Source organism: Aquimonas sp., from assembly GCF_044377145.1.
Taxonomy (GTDB): domain Bacteria; phylum Pseudomonadota; class Gammaproteobacteria; order Xanthomonadales; family Xanthomonadaceae; genus Aquimonas.
Genome location: NZ_JBILJQ010000087.1, coordinates 1 through 19,394 on the forward strand (window position 1 = coordinate 1; position 19,394 = coordinate 19,394).

6 protein-coding genes and 1 pseudogene are annotated in these 19,394 nt (G+C 63.7%); 1 reads left to right on the plus strand and 6 read right to left on the minus strand.

Features of this window, described 5'->3' with window-relative positions; translation table 11 throughout:
- The 5 genes from ACIQ7H_RS19280 to ACIQ7H_RS19300 all read right to left on the minus strand — a co-directional run.
- A partial coding sequence (locus ACIQ7H_RS19280; protein ID WP_395794580.1) for a hypothetical protein occupies positions 1-184 on the minus strand: 184 nt, incomplete at its 3' end.
- A gap of 832 nt (positions 185-1,016) precedes the next feature.
- Positions 1,017-2,018, minus strand: coding sequence for a hypothetical protein (locus ACIQ7H_RS19285; protein ID WP_395794582.1), 1,002 nt, complete (start codon positions 2,016-2,018; stop codon positions 1,017-1,019).
- The gene (locus ACIQ7H_RS19290) at positions 2,015-4,282 is read right to left on the minus strand and encodes a hypothetical protein (protein WP_395794584.1); all 2,268 of its coding nucleotides are present in this window, start codon (positions 4,280-4,282) and stop codon (positions 2,015-2,017) included. The genes ACIQ7H_RS19285 and ACIQ7H_RS19290 overlap by 4 nt, the downstream gene beginning before the upstream one ends.
- 287 nt (positions 4,283-4,569) lie before the next feature.
- On the minus strand, positions 4,570-5,409 hold the full coding sequence (locus tag ACIQ7H_RS19295) for a transposase (RefSeq protein ID WP_395794586.1): 840 nt from the start codon (positions 5,407-5,409) through the stop codon (positions 4,570-4,572).
- Positions 5,410-6,084: 675 nt separating this feature from the next.
- The gene (locus ACIQ7H_RS19300) at positions 6,085-17,076 is read right to left on the minus strand and encodes an Ig-like domain-containing protein (RefSeq protein WP_395794588.1); all 10,992 of its coding nucleotides are present in this window, start codon (positions 17,074-17,076) and stop codon (positions 6,085-6,087) included.
- A 973-nt stretch (positions 17,077-18,049) separates the two neighbouring features.
- Here ACIQ7H_RS19300 and tnpC point away from each other — a divergent pair.
- Positions 18,050-19,087 (plus strand): annotated as a pseudogene (gene tnpC, locus ACIQ7H_RS19305) (IS66 family transposase).
- Positions 19,088-19,133: 46 nt separating this feature from the next.
- Here the strand turns inward: tnpC and ACIQ7H_RS19310 are convergent.
- Positions 19,134-19,394, minus strand: a 261-nt coding sequence (locus ACIQ7H_RS19310; protein ID WP_395794590.1) for a hypothetical protein, incomplete at its 5' end; no start/stop codon positions are given.

Here is a 19,394-nt window from a genome sequence, read left to right on the forward strand (position 1 = left end):
GACTGCCGACCACGCGCAACCGCGACATCGACAGCTTGCTGCCGATCGAGGGCTGGGCGCCGATCTGCAACTGAGGCTCAGCACGGCGAGTGGGGAAGCGGTAGGTGGCTTGGGCGGACGCATACGAATGATTGAGATTTTCGAGGTTCGCATAAGGACAGGCTAGCTTTGGCCAGACAGTCATTGAACTTGAGGCGGCCAATTGAAGGATCGCGACGCCTCGCAATATGGGTTGCTATAGCAAAATGAGACCCTATCTGCAAAAAAGGGCTGCATCTCAGCAGCAAATCCCGCCGTTACGTCAACCGTGTCATGCCACGCCACCGAGGTGAAAAGTACCAATGAGAAAACTCGCGATTACGTTTCTTGCGCTTATCGTTCTGGGAGTTGAATCCGCTTCCGCATGCCCGAACGTTCACGGTCACCAGTGTGACGACTTGCTGAATCCCATTTATTTGATGTCTCCGCCGAACGAAGGCGTAGGCGAGGGCGTAGGCGAGGGCTGTGAGATTGAATGCCCTCCGGCAAACACACCCCCACCAGAACCTGTGATGGACTGCGTGAGAGAGGGCTTGGAATACTACTGCGACGTCTTTCCGCGCAGTGTCGGCTTCAGCATGTCATACTCTTGGAACTCGACACCCGAGGTTGCGCTATCGATTCAGGGGACTACAAGCATGTCAGTGCAACAAGTCTCGTGCCAACTTCCGGGAACATCCGGAAGGGTTAGCCTGGTCGTGACCGCGCCAAACGGACAGCAATCCCGGCGAACGTTTGCTTTCGCGTGTGAAATCACAGCAATTGCACCCGAAGCTGGCGACCCCTTGTTTCCGGTACCGAGCCCTCCTGTTGAGGAATCACAATAGCGACCGCAACCGATCATGGTGCGAGCCACTTCGAAAGCGCCGGCACAGCGATTAACTGCCTGTTGAGGCAGGTGTTGCTTATCGAGGCAGGTGTCCAGAGCTGAATCTGACACCTGCCTCGATGCTCTCAGAGTATCGGGCCAGCGCCACTCACGGCGGCAACGGCCCACTGAAGTTCCGATCCAGCAACTCCACGCCCCACAGCTCCTTGCCTGTGCCGAGTTCAACCGCGCTCAGGCGCAGGCCGTGGCGGCTCCATGCACCCGCCGCGTCGACGCTGTCGACCGGCGGGCTCTGCAGCAGCAGGGTGTCTTCGACTAGAACAAAGGGCGCCAGTGCGAATGGGCGCTCGAACTCAGCTGCGGCACGGACGCCGTTGCGGGCGTACAGCTGCCAACGCCAGCTGAAGCCATACACCGGATCTTCGACCGCAGCGCTGACCAGCACATGGCGGTTGTCGGCAGCGCGGAACTGGCGGCCTTCGATGCTCTGGATGCGCTCCTCGGCCGACAACTGCGGGCTAGCGCGCTGGCTGTCGGCCTGCAGCTCAGGGCGCGGCTGCACAAAGGCCGCTGCCGTGGCGAGTTCCAGATCGATCACGCCCGATAGCTGCACGGTGTCTGACGCAACCGCGCCCTCCTCCAGCATCAGGGCGCCGCGCAGTGGGTGGGCCTCGTAGCTCCAGTGCAGGCGCATTCCGGTGCCGGTGGGCTCGGCGCGAACATCAAAGCGGCGCATCGGCTCGGCCATCACCGCCGCGCTGACGGTTTCGGGCAGGTCGAAGGCGATCCGGTCCAGCACTTCGCCGCTGTTGCGATCCACCAGCAGCAACATGCCCCAGCCGAAGCGGCCGGCTTGACCCAGCGCGAGCAGTCGATCGCCAGCTTCGGCGATCAGCAAGCCACGCTCGCTGCTGCGCCACTCCACGGCACCGTCGCTCAAGGCGCGTGCTTCCATGTGGCCATCGGCAGTGGACAGGTAGACGCGCTCGCTGTCGGCTTCAACCAGCACGCCGGGGCTGAGCTCGACCGCAGCATGGAGCACAGGGCTCAGACAAAGAGCGAGCAGGCACAGCGCCGCGCGAATGCGCTGGCCCGGCGCACGGATGATGCTGAGGGTGATGCAGGATGGAACCAGGCTGCGCGCGTTCATTCGAAACCATCCTTGAAGATGTCGGGGCCGGCGAAGCTGAGTGTCCAAGCGCCGCGGCCGAGGGTGCCCGCCAGCAGCAGGCGATCGTTGTGGTCGTACTCGAGTTCGAACACCACCGCGTTCGGCAGGCCGCTGCCCAGCTGTGTCCACTGGCTGAAGCCACTGCTCTCGTAGGCGACGTACACACCGCGGTTGGCCGCCACTACCAGCGCGTTGTCGGTGCCCGGAGTGAACTCCATGCTGCGCAGCCGGCCAGGGCTGAACCCGCTGACCAGGTTGCCGGTGATCAGGCCGAAGCCGGCGCCGCCATCCGACGAGTAGTGCACCGTGGTCTGGGTGATGGCGAACAGGCTTTCAGGCGCACTGACGTCAACGCTGACGTCAACCACCGTGGCCGGCAAGGTCGCCACCTGGGTGAACGCGCCTTCGGCCTCCGTGCGCAGATGCACGCCGGTGCCGGCGCCGATCAGGATGAAGCTCGGGTTGTCCACCACGCCATACACCAGTGGGTCGCCATTGAAGGCGTTGACGCGCAGCGTGGACACGCGAGTGATGCTGTCGCCGCGGTCCAGTGACTCGTACACACCGTTGCTGGCGCCCACCAGCAGACCCGTGCCGCTGACGTGGTTGACTGCCAGTGGTGTGTAGAACTGCGCCGACAGCGCGGGGCTGCCGCTCAGGGGTGTCAATGCGGGCGTCACCGAGGCGGTCTGTGCGTTGCTAGCGTTGACGGTTCGGCGCCTGAGCGAACCGAGATTCTGGAAGCTCGTGTAGCGCGTCGAGAGCGTGGCTGACGAGCGGTCTTCGATCACCACATCGCCGCCATCGCCGGTGCTGATGCTGTTGAAGATCGGCGAGCCCGGCGTGCGCAGCTGGGTGGTGCCGGTGTCCTGCGCGCCGCCGACCACACGTTCGGAGATCGCGTCCCAGGCGATGCCGTGGTACTCGGTGGTTTGCAGGCTGCCATTGATCGACAGCCAGCTGCCTGCAGTCGACTGCGGCTGAGTGCGCTTGTAGATGCCGCCATCGTCGGTCTGGATCAGCGCGCCCGCGGCGTCGAACACCATGTCCCGCGAGTCGGCATGCGGCGAAGAATTGTTCGAGGTGCCCGAATGCGTGAGCGGGGTCCAGCGTGAACCCGCGGGCTGGCTGGCATCACCGCGGAACAGGCGCCCGGAGTAGTCGCGCGCGCCCAGCGAATTGGGGAAGAACTGGCTGCTGCCGGACACACCCTCGCCGAAGTAGGGCTGGCGGTCGCCACCGACATAGACGAGATTGGCATTGGCTGAATCGGCCGCGATCGACAGGTGGATCGAGCCCTGCCCGCCCGGGTGCGCGCCAAACAGAATGCCGTCCTGCTCGGCCGTGGTTGGCAGCTCCATATCCACCCACGGCGCGTTGCCGTCGGCGGACCGGTACACACCGCCGAGCCGACCATTGGCGGCCACGATCGCCACGAACACCTGCCCCGCCGTACCAACCGACAGCTCGGTGCGGCGCGTGCCTGCCCCTGCATTCATCAGCGTTTCCATCGCGGTGTCGGATACACGGTTCCAGGTCAAGCCGGTATCGGCGCTGCGGAAAACGCCGCGGCCGTCGCCTGAGGTCACCGCCGTGTACAGCACCGCCGGCGCATTGGCGTGCCCGGCCAGGTCTAGCGTGGTGCCCGCCGGCAAGCCGCTGCCGGACGCGCCGGAGATCAGGCTGAAGGCCGCGCCGGTGTTGCTGGATCGGTACAGGCCATTGCTGGTCGCGGCTACCAGCACCGCACCGCGCGGCGCCACCCCGAACACATCGCGGTTGGCCAGCACGCCGCCGCCGTCGATCACCGACCAGGTGCTGCCTTCGTTGGTACTGCGCAGCAGACCGATGCGCGCGCCGCCGTCGCGCCCCAGGCTGGAGCTCAAGGCGATGCCCGCAAGCACGGTCGTTGCGCTGGCATCGGTCGGGTCCAACTCCAGCGAGCCGATCGACAGCGAACCCATGCTGTCGCTCAGCCGCACCCAGGTCGGGCTGGCCGCAGTCGCATTCGCCGTACGCCAGATCCCGCCATTGGCCGCACCCACATACAGGATGCCGGCATTGCTCGGGTGCGCGGCGACCGCATTGATCGCGCCGACCACCTCGCGATTGGTGATGTTCTCGACCTGACCGTCATAGGCCGGGCCAGGGCCAATCGGCGTCCACGTCGGCGCCGGCTGAGCAGCGAGCGGGGCGATGCCCGACAACGCCGCGGTAAAGAGGATCCCGATCGCTCGGTTCATTGCGCTGCTCCTGATGTTCAAGCTGCCGACTCGTGCAGCCAAGCCCCGATATGCGACCGCCGCACCACCCGATCCGATACACGGCATGGTTTTGGGCGCGGCGTAGGGTTTCAGCTTGCTCAGGCCGTGTCAAAGGCCGTTGCTCAGGGGGTCAACGCCCCGCGGGGGCGGCTTGGAGTTCGCCAGGGCATGACCTCCGGCGTGGCGAGGCGTGGCGGCCATCAGGATGAGCGGTGGGGTGTGAGCGACGTGGCCAGGTCTGGCGCCGTGGCACGCCAACCGCCGCCCTACGGCTTGCGGGCAGCGCGCACCACCCGACCGACGGTGGTGAAGTGGACGCCGAAGTGCCGAGCAATCTGGGCGTAGCTGTACTCGCCCGTTCTGTATGCCACGACCATCGCCGCGTTCCGATCGGGATGCGCGGCGGTGATCTCTTCCAGAGACGGAGGCGGTGGCCGGCGGTGCGTCCGAGGGACGTTGATCTCGACAACGTCCCCGGCCATTTCCTGCATGCGCTGCACGAAATCGTCGCTGCCCAGGTAGACCTGACGGTTGAGGTGCTTCCAGATCGGATCGGCGCCAACGCCGGCAGCGACGAATCGCATGTAGCGACGGCGCGCTTCCGGGCGTGTGCTGGCGAAGGCCGAAAGCAGGCCCTCGATCGCAAGCCAGTCCGGCACTTCCTGCGCGCCGACCATCGCGCCATAGCTGCTCCACGGCCAGTCACCGGCATCCGCCACCATCCGCGCCCGCACCGGGTTCAGCACCACATAACGCGAGAGCTCCAGCAGGTAGCTGTCAGCATCGACCAGGATCGCCTTGTAGCGCCCCTGGAACAGATGCCCGGTGCGTCGATGTCGGCGATTGCTGTACTGGGTAAACACCCCATTGAGCTGGCGCATGCCCTTCGACAGATTGCCGTCGGGCGTCTCGATCAGCAGGTGGTAGTAATTGCTCACCAGACAGTACGCATGCACCACCCAATGGAACGCCGACGCCACCTCACCCAACACCTCCAGAAAGCGCGTGCGATCCGCATCGTCCTCATAGATCGCCTCACGCCGATCCCCACGCGAGGTCGCGCGGTACAGCGCCCCTTCGAACTCAATGCGAATCGGTCGAGCCATGCCGCCGAGATTACCCCCGGCGGCGGCTCGATGCTACTTTGCTAGACCTGACCCTGCGCTTTCGTGACCACATCGGCTCGATTCGATTCGATGGAGGCGCGGCCAGCCCTGCTGATTCAGTCGAGCCCGTTGCAAGCAGGCATGCGCCTGGGCAGATTACTTTGGAAGACTACTTTGCTAGACCTGACCCCGCGCTCCTCTGCGCGCTCCTCTGTGGGGAAATGAAATCCCACGGTTGCGCCACGCGAGAGAGCAACAAATAGCAGACGACGCTAGAGACCATGGTGACCCACCCCCAACCCAGACCTACGGGACCCTCAATCAAGGACAAGTTGACTGACAAGGCGTGCCGCATAGCCTGATTGAGCCCGGCCGCCCCTAGTTGAGAAGTCCAGATCGTCGCCGCGAATGCGGCAATCGGAAACAAAACCAGTGGAAACCAAATTGTTCTTTTGGCCGCACACAATGCAACACAGGGGACCATCAATACGTAGAACCTGATAGGTTCGATTGACGCCACATACTGCATCATGACCCAGATCGAAGAATACAAACCTTGGACTATCCCAAAGCCGTTAAACAAGTAATGCAGGAGAGTAAACAGTGAAACCAGCACTCCGTGCATTACAACGAAACCGGCGATCCATGTGGCCAAGGCCACAATTCGAGATGACTTCACCGGCTCTTCCTAATGTGATCCATTATGCCGTACCCAATTTGGACCCGGTCCCGTTCCATCCAGAAACTCGAGCTTCCGTTAACCCTGTTTGAACGCGATATCCCTGCGTGTATTTGAGCGGCCCACGGCCCCCCTCTTGCTGTGGAAAGTGAATTCCCGGCAAGAGCGCCAACTTGCGTGAAAGCTGCAAGCATCCCAAGAGCCATGCCGTCCGGAATTCGCCGGTTTGCGAAATAGCCCCTGTTAAACCTAGTAACTTCAGCTTGCTCCAATCTCACAAGTCGAAAGTCTAGTTCCAGTCCACCCCGACCATGATAACCGGCCTTCACGTCAGAGAACATCTGCTCATTCTTGGCCGCAAGATGCCCCCCAAGCTCGATCAGATAATCCTGGGAAGGCCCCAAAGCAGGGAATGCCCCCACGAAGTAGTCGTTAAGGTTTGCGGCCGCCTCAAACCAAACCGTATCAATACCCATTCCTTGGAGCTCTTGGTGCATTTCACGATATCTATCGGCGCGCCTCCTAAACACATCCTCTGGAGCGCCTTCTTCTGGCGCATGCGCGCGGTCATTATAAGCAAACGCCATCGCCGCAGTAACCGCACCGTTCGCAAACTTTCCACCAGATGCAACCGAGGCAGTCCCACCAATTGTCGCGTGGATCATGGTCCGCGCAGCCATACTCTGGACCCCATGCGTCGCTGGAACCGCAGCCTGCGAGATACCCGCACTCGCAAACCCGTGCCCGAACTTGCCCCCTTGAAGGACTGACATCACGCCGCCGGTAGTCGCATGCGCGAGAACCTTTCCCGCGAACTGAGCTTCAGTAAAGCCGGTACCCGCAAATCCAGTCCCCGCTCCCGTATTAACACTCTGGAAGGCCTGGCCAATACTCCAGAATACTCCGGCACTGAATCCGCCGATAAGTGCGCCTTCAAGAGTACCTGTCGAGATATACCCCGAGACCGCGCCCATGGTCACAGCACCCCAAGCCCCAAGCGGCGGGACAAAGATGCTGATGGCGGCAACCAGAATCTGCCTCCAATACTTCTTAACAAAACTCAATCCCGACGGATCGGTATAGCTCAGCGGGTTATTGAGCACATACGAATACCGATTCAGGTTCTGCGCGTTGTACGGCTCCTGCACGATCGGGTCGGGTGACAGCATACGCCCGAGCAGCGGGTCGTACAGCCGCCCGTTCATGTGCACCAGGCCCATCCGATCGATGTGCTCGTGGCCGGTAAACCCACGCGTGGTTTCAGCGTTGACCTGCGGATTGATGTCGGTCGGTACAACCGCCGGCAGCAAGCTCGCCCACATGCCGGTGCCGGAATCTGCCGAACGGCGGCTGCCGTGGGCGTCGAACGACATCCGCTCACGCACCACGCCATTTTCGTCCACCAGGGTGTCGGTCGAACCCAGGTGATCTGCCAACAGGTAGCGGTACTTGCGGGTCGGCGCGGCCTGATCGCCGGTTTCGGTCAGCAGCAGGAAGCCGCCGATATTGCGCTTGCGTTCTTCCGCCCCGTTGCTGCGCAGAATCCACTCCACGCTGCCGAGGTAGCGGGTCAGTTTGGCGGGGGCCTCGCTGGATTCGTCCAGACGCAGGTAGCGACCGCCGCCGGCGTACCAGAAGCTGGTGCTCTGGGTGCTGATGGCGAGGCGATCCGCATTGCCGGCGCCGTCGAAGCGCACGCTGCGGGTGCCGTGGGTGCCGCCGGTGGTGGTGGTCATGTTGCCGGCGAGGTCGTACTGGTAGCCGAGGGTGCCGCGTGCCGTGACGGCATGCGGGCTGGTGCTACCGGTGCCACCGCTGCCGCCAACGCTATTCAATCCGCAGCCGGCGCGACCGGCGTAGCTGTAGCCCACGCCGTTCTTGCTGCAGATGTTGCCGAGCTTGTCGTAGCTCAGGGTCAGCGTGGGCAGGCCGTTGGCCGGCGCGGGCGAGGTGCCGTTCAAGCGTGCTTCGATCAGCCGATTCAGACGGTCGTAGATGAACACCTCTTCACGGCCGTTGGCGCGCTCATCCTTGCGGCTGAGCAGGTTGCCCTGGGCGTCGAAGATGTAGGACAGGTTCTGCACGGCGCTGCTGACCTGGCCGTTGGCCCAGGTGCCAGTGACGATCCGCGCCAGGCGTCCAGTCACCGCGTTGTACTCCCGCTGCTGGGTCAGCTCGACCTTGCCGTGGCGACGGTCCAGCGTGGTCTGGCCGCGCACGTCGGTTTCCAGCAGCTCCCAGAACACCAGCGAGGGCTGGCCGGCATCACGCACCCGGCGCAGGAAGCCGTGCGCGCTGTACATGTTCTCGACCACGCCGCCGGTGGCGTCCTGGCTGGTGGCGACGCGGCCCAGGGCGTCGTAGGTGGTGCTTTGGGTGTACTCGCGCAGGATCAGGCCAGCCCCGCTCAGATTCGGCTCGCGGAACCGGGTCGTGGCCTGGCGCGGGCGGCCGAAGCTGTCATAGCTCGACACCTGCTCGAACTCGCCCTGGTCAGCTGCTGCACCGCGATAGCCGGCATAGGTGCTACCCACGCGGTGCTTGCGCTGCGTGCGCTCGACCTGGCCGATGCCGTTGCCAGCGAGGTCGTATACGGTCAGGTCGACACTCGAGTGATCACCGCCAGCCGCGGCCGGCAGCACCCAGGCCTCGCTGTTTGACGGGGTCACGGCCGTGGTGGTCGTCGACACACAGGTCGACTTCAGCGTGCGCGAGCGCCAGCCACGCCCCAGCGCATCGAAGTCCGTGATCGTGGCGTAGCCGCGCGCATCCTGGCTGCAGATCAGCTCACCGGCCGCGTTGTAGGCGTAGCTGGCGGTGCCGGCATCCGGATCGTTCTGGCTGGTCTTGCGGCCCAAGGCGTCGTAGCTGATGCGCGAGACGATCTCGCCGCGGCCAGCGTCACGCTTGAGTGCGATCAGGTTACCGGCGGCATCGTGCGCATAGTTGGCGACCAGCCCCTCGGCGTCGGTGACGCTCAACACCTGGCCGGTGGCGTCGTGCAGCTTGACCTCGGACAGCTCCACCACCGTCGGGGCTACAAACGGCGAGGTTGCCCGGCTGAGCCGGGTGGTGGTGGTGGTCTGCAGGCCTGCGTACACCATCTGCGACATGGCGGTGGTGCTGCCGCCGTGTTCCGGCAGCAGGATGGTCAGCGCGCGATCGAGTTCGTCGTAGGTGGTGCGGGTTCTCGCACGGGTGGCGCAGTCGACGGCTGTTGAAAGCTCAGGTCGCAGGGCGTTGAATGCGACGTTGCCTACGAAGAACGGCTCGGTCACCGCCACCGTGCGGCCGCGGCCGTCGTAGGTCTTGCACACGCCGACCCAGTCATTGGACGCGTTGTTGTCGTACTGATTGAAGCCTTCACTGAGCGCGAAGACTTCGCGCCCCAACCGGTCGAAGTAGGTCACCGAGCGGGTGCCGCCGTAGCTATAGGACGTCTGACGAAACACCGCGCCGATGTCGGACGGGCAGGCCGCGACCTGTCCCGTCGCGCTGCCGCCCCCACACCAATGGAACTCGCTGGCCGACTTCGCACCTGTGCTGTCAGTGCTGGTCTGCTGGCGGCCCAAGGGGCCGTAGGTCGCCGAAGTGCTGCCACCATTCAAACGGTTCGTCTGCAGCACATTGCCCAAGGCATCGCGCTGTTGCACCGTCTCAAGCGCCTGCATCGCACCGTCAGACGAACCATCGAAATGTGGCGACAACGCACGCACGGGGTAGCGGCCCTGGCTGTCGTATTCGCTGCGGGTGTGGCGATGCACGCGCGTGAGCGGCAGACCATTGGTGCCGGCCGGGCGTTGCAGTACCTCACTGGGGCTCTGACAGGCGAGGTCGGACACATCACCGCTGCAGACGAAGGTGTCGGTGACATTGCCGTACGCGTCGCGCAGTCGCAGGGTACGCAGCTCGGACGCGCTGCCGTTCGGAGCGGTCGCACTGGTCAAGGTCGACAACCCGGCCACGCGCTCGACCGTCAGCGCACCGGTACGCGCCGCGCTGCCAAGTTCGTACTCGAAGCGCGACTCGCGGGTCAGGCTGCTGGGCTGCTCCCCGTGCACGCCCTGACGCCAATGAGTGACGGTGCTCCTCTGCAGACGACCGAGGCGCCAGTAGTCGCGGTCGTTGGCGGCTGTGGGCTGGGAACTCGGGTAGTAGGTGTTGAGCGTGCCCACGCGGGTCACGCAGCGCGCACTGCCGGCGCAGCGTGTCTCCGGGCTGGGCTCGGACATACGCACCAGGGCATCGATGCGCAGCGCCTCCAGGCTGGCAAAGGACGCGCCTGTCGAAGTTCCAACATCGCTGGCAACGAGATCACCCCAGGCGGTGTTGTAGGTGAAGTGATTGACGGTTTCCGACAGGGTGACCGGAGCGCCCGTCGTCTCCGGATTGCCCTTGGCCTCGAATGAGGCCTTGATGTAGGCCAGAACGCTGCGTTCTCCGCCGACGCCGTTCTGAGTCACGACCGATTCCAGACGGTTGCGGGCGTAGCTCAGCAGGGTGCCGGAGGGCTCAGCAAAGAACGCGTTGACGGTCGCTGCCGAGCCGAAGCCGGAATAGCAGACAGCGCTGCTGGCGTTGGCGCCGGAGCTCAGGCACTGGATCAGGGCGGCATTCGGCGCCGCATTGACCGCGTACTGGCGCGATTCGCGCGGCATTCCGGTGAACGGGAAGCCGTGGCGCACCAAGCCTGGCGTCAACGAGTTCTCGTAGTCGCCTGCGGCAAGCCCGTAGTCGGTGATCGAGATGACATGGCGGGCAGGCGTTACGGCGAAGTTCGGATCCAGGGTGCGGATCTGACGGAAACCGAGCATGCCGCGGCCGCCGGCCTGCATCTTGGCACCAGCGTACTGGTAGTACAGCGTGCTCTGGCGAGTCTGGGCGTCAATGCCGGGCGCGTCGCTGGTGACTGCGGCCACCACGTACATGGCACCAAACACATCGTGCACAGGCGAGCCGCGGCCCGGTGCTTCGCCGCTGAAGTTCGGCTCGCGCAGATAGACCGCGCTGTTCGTCAGAGGCTGATAGACGATGCGGGTTTCGGCGCCGTAGCCGTTGATGATGCGGTGGATCTGGGTCGCTGGCTTGCCGGCGCCCTGGCCTGGATCGCTGCTGGCGCTCAGACCGCCGTAGGAGGCATCTTCACCGCTGCTCTGGTTGGTCAGTTGGTGCCGCATACGCACGTACTCGGCGACACCATTGCCGTCGAAGTCGGCGAAGAAGTGCGTGTGATGACCGGGCAGCACGTTGCCCTGAACGTTCGCGGTTTCTTCAGCGCCAAAGCCCGCCGGTCCGCCCGCATGGAGACGCCACGTGGAGCTGCTGCCGGTGCCGTTCGGATACATCAGGTCGATGTAGCCATCGTTGTTGAGATCCACCAACTGCATGTGGTCCATCTGTCCTTCGGGCAGCACCACCGAGCCACCGCTGGCCAGCGGCGATGCGACAGGCACCAGGGTCGTACCGGTGTTCATCAACAGCTGGACACCGTAATTGCCGCCCGACTTGGTGGCGATCAGCACATCGGAGAGCCCGTCCAGGTTCATGTCGGTCGGGAACAGCTGCTTCTGGCTCGGCGTCAGGCTGCCCATACCGTGGGTCGCATACAGCTTGAAATGGATCTGGCGGGCCGTCTCGTCGATGCGGTCCACAACCTGGGCGCTGTAGGACCAGCTGTCGGAAGCCGTGGAAGCAGTTCCCTGGCCGCGCGCGTTCTGGAAGCTGGAATTGACAGCGATCTGCGCATCCAACTCTTTCTTCGAAGCCGCGCTGAAGAAGGTTGGGTAGTCGGGCTCCGCGTTCGGCTCAGGACAGATTCCACCGTTGCAGGGGGTTTCAACGCGACGGTTCGCAAGCAGCCAGAGGTCGGCACGACCGTCGGCGTTCAGGTCGAACACAAAGGGGGAGCGACCATTGCGACTCTGCGAACTCGAGAACGCGAAGCGGCAAACAACACTCAATCCCGCGCCACCCTGGCGGCAGTCCTCCGGCTGCTCCAGCACCGCGCGATAGGCGCGCGAGAAACCCGGCCTGCCGGCGATGCGCGACCCCAGCTTGATCATGAGTTCATTCTGACCAGCCACCGGCGAGGGATAGACGACATCGGAGATGCCGTCGCCATTGACGTCCAACAGCTGTGCCTGCGCGTTTTCGCCGCTGTTCACAGGAACGCAGTCGGGCGCATCGAGGTCGTTCGCCGGACAGGGCGCAAGCCAGGGGTTGCTGCCAGAGTCGTTGAAGACCTTGGCGCCATCAGGCACGCGCCCGTTGGAGGGATAGATCCGCCAACTGCGCGCCCGCTGCACCGGGTCGTTCGGGTTGTAGTACGGGCTGGTGTAGACGTCCGCCAGCATCAGATCGTCTCGTCCGTCGGTGTTGAAGTCGTGCAGGAACCAGGCGTCGGAAAGGTCCCTGTAACTGCGCAGGCTGTAGACAGGTGTGCCCTGCGCGCGGAAGGGGAACTGGCCCGCAGCCACCGAGCCGATGTCTCGGAACAGCGTTTCAATCAACTGGGTACCCATCGCGACATTGCGGAAGTACACAACGTCCAGTCGACCATCGCCGTCGACGTCGCCCAACTGCCAGGCCTTGGCGTTTTCTTTCTCGTAACGCGGCACGTTCTGTTGCGCATTCATGGAACGCAATGGCAGCAGCGCCGAGGTGCTGTTGCCCGCCAACGTCCACTCGAACCGGGTTGCCGGGTAGCACACGGCGCTTGAGCCGCTGCCCGCACATTCCTGCATCGAGGTGAGAATCGACTCTTTGCTGCGCGGCAGGCTCAAGCCGTAGTTCAAGCGGTACTCGCGGACGAGGTTCATACCCTCGTACGAACGGATGGAGTTCAGGCGCTTGGACGCGCGCGAACGCATCCCGGCCTGCCAGGCTTCGCGGATCTCACTGCTCGGCAGCGTGGAATAGTCGAACTGCACGTAGGCGAAAGTCGCCTGCGAATTGCCGGTCTGGCCGCTCAGCACGGTCTTGCCGGTGAACTCCACCGTGCTCAGCCACTGCTCTCCGTTGGCCTGGTCAGTGCTGTAGCGGAAGTCGATGTAGTTGCCGAAGGAATCCATGCGACGCGAAAGCGCAAAGGCCAGGATCGGCGCATCGGCAGCCAGCTCGCCCGCCCCCTGGTTGCGCCGCAGTGCGGCATCCGCGCGCTGAACCTCGGCGAAGCCGGCCATGAATGGAAGGCCATTGCCACTGATGCGGTCGCCGTACCAGGCGGTCGTGCCGTCCTTGGCCTGCACGACGAAGTAGTTCGGGCCGTTCCTACCATCGGTGTTGAAGGCGCGGACACGGGCAAAGCTGTCGATCTCCGTGCGGAACTCCATGAGCGGCGCGGTCGGATCGTAGCTGCCAGCCATCAGCATCAAGCGCTGGCCGTCAAGGCAGTAGCGGTCCTTTGCGTCAAACGAAAGCGGGGGGCTGCCGGACTGCAACGCCTCGGCATCGCCTGCTTCCGCGGTCTGGCGGCAACGGGTGACTGCAGACGCACCTGAGATCGACCAGCCACGGCCCATCGCCCCCAGCCCGCCCTGCGAACTGTAGGCAAGTGCCAGTTCTGGAGTCACCCCGGCACGGCCGGGCACGACGGCCAGCGGGATCGAATAGGTGGCCGCACCGGTCTCGTCGACACGGAAGCTGCCAGCGGTGGCGCCCACACCATCGGAGGCAGGCGCAATCGACGCCGGTATCGCCGCCGGCGTCTCGTGTGCGATGCCGGGCGCGCTCTGCACATTGACGGTCACCGACTGCGACTCGCCCGAAGCCTGCGGAGTGGCTGAATCGAATGCACGCGAGCGCAGCTGGTACGCACCCGCTGCCGACGGCGCAGTCCAACTCGCGGTCCACTGGCCCGGAGCGGTCGTGTCCGCAACGGCGGCGATCGGGCTGCCGAGCGGGCTGCCGTTACGACTCACCACAAACTCCACGCGCGACACCGTGCCGTCGGGATCGGTGGCAGATGCGCGCAGCGGTACGCTAAAGCTCGGCGAAAACGTTCCCCCTGTCGGTTGAATCATCACCGTCTGCGGCGGCTGGTTGGTCACAGCGTTGGTCACGACAACGCGCACCGGGTCCGAGGTCATTTCGCGCGGCACGCCGTTGATCGTGGAGTTAACCTTCGCCCACAGCTGATACTCGCCGATTGCAGGTGGATTCCACTGAAAACCGTAGGGCAACGTGGTGTCGGATCCGATCTGCACCAGATTCGAGTTCTGTGCAGTTGAATAGAAAAATCGGACGAGATTGGAGGCGCCTACCGAAAAGACGTCGGCCTGGATCGGTATCCCTTGCGCCACCGGAAACGGAAAGGTAGCTCCATTCAATGGCTGACTGACGGCAACGCTCAGGGACTGGCCACCGCCACTCTCAGGAAGCAGCGCAACCCAATCCAGGCTGAGGTGAGGCGTCCACGCACTGTCAGAGGCGAACAGGGTCATTCGACCGGAATAGTCCGAATTGAAGTCATACGGGAGCACACCGTACTCAAGATACTGGCCTTCCCCTTCGCAATTGGGGAGAACAATACTGTTGACGCCCTCGCCACCTTCCGGGCGCTGCCAGCTCACCTCACCACCTTGCAAAGCCGGCGCAAGCTGAAGCGTCTCCTCGACGATCGATGAGCCGTTGGACTCAAATCGAAGGCCAATAGAGTTCGCCAACGGTACCGCTTGGCGATCCAATGGCTTTGCTTCGCCCGCAGCGGCTCCACTGCTGTCAATCTCCTTGAAACAGATGTACACGCCGTACGTGCCACCCTGACTGAATCGGACCTTCCAAGTTTGCCATTCGGCAGCGCGGCGTCCGCTGATCAGGCAGCTATCGGCAAGGTAAAGATTGTTCCAGCCGCAATGGGTGACATCCACGTCGTCCCCGCGCGGATTGCCATGGAAGCCGCCATTTCCAGTCCCGCTGTAGGTATCCGTGTCGAAGTACGACACCCCCGCCCCGCCCAGGTCATAGCGCTCAGCTTCGATCAGGCCGGGGATCGGATGCGACTCGCCTGGAGGAAAACAGTTTGCCGTGCCGGCCGGGCACGTCTGAACGTCTGTCCACTCGAAGGGCGTGTGAATAGCCACCGGTGCTTTCAGTGTTTCGACCTCCGCCCCACTGCTGTCAATCGCGATGGCGAAGATGTATTGCATGCGCTGACTCAGCAGACTCGCGGTCAGCTGAACCTCTGCGCTCGCCATGAACGAAGTGGCACCCGCGGATGGCGGGCGAACGGTCGCCAGCAGGTTCGCGGGCGTACGCGAATTCCGATAGAACTCGACCCGGTCGAAATTGCCCTCGGTGTCCTGGAAGCTTGCCTCGAGATTCATCAGTTGGCCGACCGCGAAAATGTTGTCGGGATAGCGGAGGAGGTTGTCAACACTCTGGGGTTGCAGGGCAGGACGTATCAGGGCCGCGGCGCGTGGCGCCGTATTCGCGCGGACTCGAATTGTTCGCGCAGCAGAGTCAACCGTTGCGCCCTGGCTGTCGGTTGCGCGAGCGATGACCTGATAGTCACCGGCGGCCATGCCGCTCCAGTTGAATGTATAGCTATTGCCGCCTGCCGCCACGCCTTGACCAATCAGGACGGAGCCATTCGCCCCATGACGGAATTCGACGGATTGAATCGTGCCGTCGCTGTCAGTAGCGGAAGCGTTCAGCAGAATCCCGGCAGGCAGAATGACCAGCTGCGGATTCTGCGATGGCGTTACCAGTGCAACGGTCGGCGGCACGTTCGAAGTTACGCTGAAGCTCTTGGTCGCCAAAGTAGAGGCGCCGGAATTATCGAAAGCGCGGGCATTCATGACGTAGCTGCCCAGGGGCAGCGAGGTAGCTGTAACCGTGTAGGGCGGATTGCCGTCAATCCGGCTGACGACCACCGCATTGTTCGCGGCGTTGCGCAGCTCGAACTCCACGCGGTCAACACTGCCATCCGCGTCGCTGGCGGCGGCTTCAAAATTGATCGTCGCAGGAGCGAGGAAGCTGGATGCCGTTGGCGCGACGATCGAAACGGCAGGCGGCATATTGGCGGGAACGACGACGATCGACCTGGAATCAACAGCGCTTGCGCCGGCCGTGTCAATAACGCGTGCGGTCACCACAAAACTGCCTACCGGAAGAAGATTCCAGTTCACTCCATATGGAGCAGTCAGATCGGTATGGCTGAACACTTGAGCGCCACTGGCGCTGTTACGGGCCTCAAACTCGACACGACTCAGGGGAGCGCTCCCGCGAGTCGCGTTGGCAGCCAGCGATGCCGTATTTCCGGCCCCGTACTGGGCGTTATTCAGCGGCGAAGTCAGGCTAATCGACGGGCCGCTATCGACTATGGAGATTGAGATCGATGCGCTAACGCTAGTGCTTATAGCCTTTGCACGTGAAAGCGGCCCCGCGCTTCCAACAACTGTGAGCTCACACACACCGGCAACTTTGGGTCGAAATGTGATGCTCGTCTGCTGAGATTCCAGAGAAATGCCGGGGCAGGTGACGGTGAGGGACGTATGGTCGCCGGTAGATGTACCGCCGCCAAGAGCAAACATATCGCAGGCGTAGACGCCGACATCGACGTTCCCACCCAAGACAAACTCTTGACCATCTTCCGGGGCAACGAAACCCACGCGTGGAGTCGGGATGCACTCATTCCCAATCGGGCAGTCACAGGGACCCGGCTGGAGGTCGATCTGACCTTTGGCGGTCGGCAGGGCTGTTTCGCTGACGCCCATCAATGCACCAGCCGACACCGGGCCGGGCTCGTCGAGCAATTGGTACCCGGCGAACGCCGCTCCCGCCATGCCCAGCACTGCGACAACACCGAGTACACGAACCAGAGGCGTCGCGATCCGCGTGCGCAGGCTCGCGGGCCGCTCACTGGTCGGGTTCGGGCTCGAGTTTGAGCCGACCTCGACTGACATCGAAGCCCCTGGCGATCCGCCCCCCGGTGGTGGGTTGGCATCGCGATGCTCGCGAGGGAAGAGCTGCTTCAGCCAGCTAAGCATAGAAATCTCCAGGTGGCGGTGCGCCAAGAACTTAAGAAACCGGGTGGCAGGCCATCGCCCGCAGGTGACGGGCCGGCCCTACGGGGAGGGTTGACCCTCACCCACACGCAGAACGAGGGCAAACCTGATCACCGATGCGAAAAATTCTTGGCGTGGACAGCGATGAAGCGCGCACCGGGCGCACACTCACCGGAGGAGGCGGATGCGGCAACAGGGCTGTGAGCGCCCAAAGTCGCCGCCCTTGGCCCCAGATCGATGACGAGGATCGGTTCGTGAGCCCGCGGCCCGATCAAGCCGGTCCGAAGCCCAAGGTCCATGAAGGAATCGAACCGTATGCAGCTGATAGTCGCTTCAAGTCTGCTTCGAGCCGGGCATCCGCATCGGAAGGCGAACTCCGGCGCGCGTTGGAAGCCGCATCTGCGTCTGGTATCGGAGGGTGAACCCGCCTGCCGAGGAAGTGGCTAGGCGCTCAGCTTCGAAGACGCGATCGAACCGCAAGGAGCCTGTTGGTTCTTCAACTCTGCTCCGCGCCGCGCATCCTTGATGGGTGGCACGCAACCCAACCCGCTACCCCCCATCATCCGAGTGCCTCCTGGTCGACGATGGCCGTTTCGAGCATTTTCAGCGGCACTCATGTTCTAGGACGTTCTGAACAACGCGTCCGGCGGAATCCTGAGTGCCTCGCAAGCCGCCCTCTTTCGACTTCGAACCGACATCGTGGACCTGCTGTGACTCATCGATTCGCCCGACGCTCTTTCGAGGCTCGTTCGTTCCTCCTCTTCGGTAGGCGTCCGCCCAGCCCACCTTCCGCCGTGACCGAATCGAGCCGACCCTGATTGCCATTCCAAACGGCGGAGTGGCGCGATGCGATGTTCAGAGGTGTGGCTTTGGTAATCGCATGTGCGCTCGCAGCTGTACAGCGGGGTGAGTCAGCGGATGTACTGCCGGATCTACGAGATCCCGCGGCGGGTGTTTGCGCAGTGGCGGCGGTGCTGGTGGCGCTTGCAGGTGCGGCCGCTCCGGTCTCGAACTGCCGCGCAGCAGCTTGGCCGACTGGGTCGGCGCGGTCGGCGTGGCCGTGCAGCCGCTCGTCGATCGCCTGCGCGAGAAGCTGCATCAACGGGCCTGCCTGCACGCCGACGAAACTCCGGTCGCCCCCCCCGACCCGGGCACCGGCAAAACCCGCCAAAGCTAATTCTTTGCCTACCGCAGCACCGCCGGCCCGCCGATCATTGTGTTCGACTGCACAACAAGTCGCAGCGGCAGCCACGCCCGTGAATTTCTCGGCGCATGGCGCGGCGCGCTGATGGTCGGCGACTATGCCGGCTACAAGGTTTTGTTCAACGCGGGCATGACCGAGCTCGCCTGCTGGGTGCACGTGCGGCGCAGGTTTGTCGAGGTCGCGAAGGCCAGCGGCAGCCCACTCGCGCACGAAGCCGTCGAGCGCATCGGCGCGCTGTACCGCATCGAAGCCGACGCGCGCACGCCAGGCCTGCGCGGCGAAGCGCTGCACGCCCATCGCAACGCTCACGCCACGCCGGTGCTGACCGCTCTGCACGACTGGCTGCACGCGCTGAGCCTCAAGACTCTCCCGGGCAACGACCTCGGCAAAGCCATGAAACATGCACTGGGCCGTTGGCCCGCTCTGCTGCGCTACCTCGACAACGGCGACCGCCCGATCGACAACAACCCGATCGAGACCGAGCGAAGCGAAGGCGTAGTGAGCGAAGCGAACGTTGCTGCGAAGCAGCTGAGCGCGATCCGCCCGATCATCCTGGGCCGCAAGAACTGGCTGTTCATCGGCGCCACCCGCGCCGGCGAACGTGCCGCCGCCATCATGATCGTGCCGGCCACCGCCTCCGCCAACGGCCTGTGCCCACACGCATGGCTCAGCGATGCGCTTGCGCGACTGCCAACCACGTTCAACCGCGATATCGATCAGCCGCTGCCGATTGAAGGTTGCAGGTCACCGAGCAACCCGACCCCGGCAGATCTCGAACGGCTGGGGTAGGTGACTTTGGCGGACGCTTGCGCGGCAACGCCAAGTGCGACAACCGCTACCTGAGCTCGGCGAGGATCGAAGCCGCGAACTTCGCGATCCGTTTCAGCCCCGAGATCCGTCGCCGGCTTGATCGCAAGGCGAGCAAGAAGCCGCGCCCAGTTGCAATCAAATCCGTGACACAGAAGCTGGGTAAGCGTCCGCCCACCCCACCTACCGCCGTGACCTCATCACGCCGACCCTGACAACCATTCCAAACGGAGGAGTGGTGCGATGCGGTGTTCAGCGATGTGGGGTTGGCAAGCGCATGTGCGCTCGC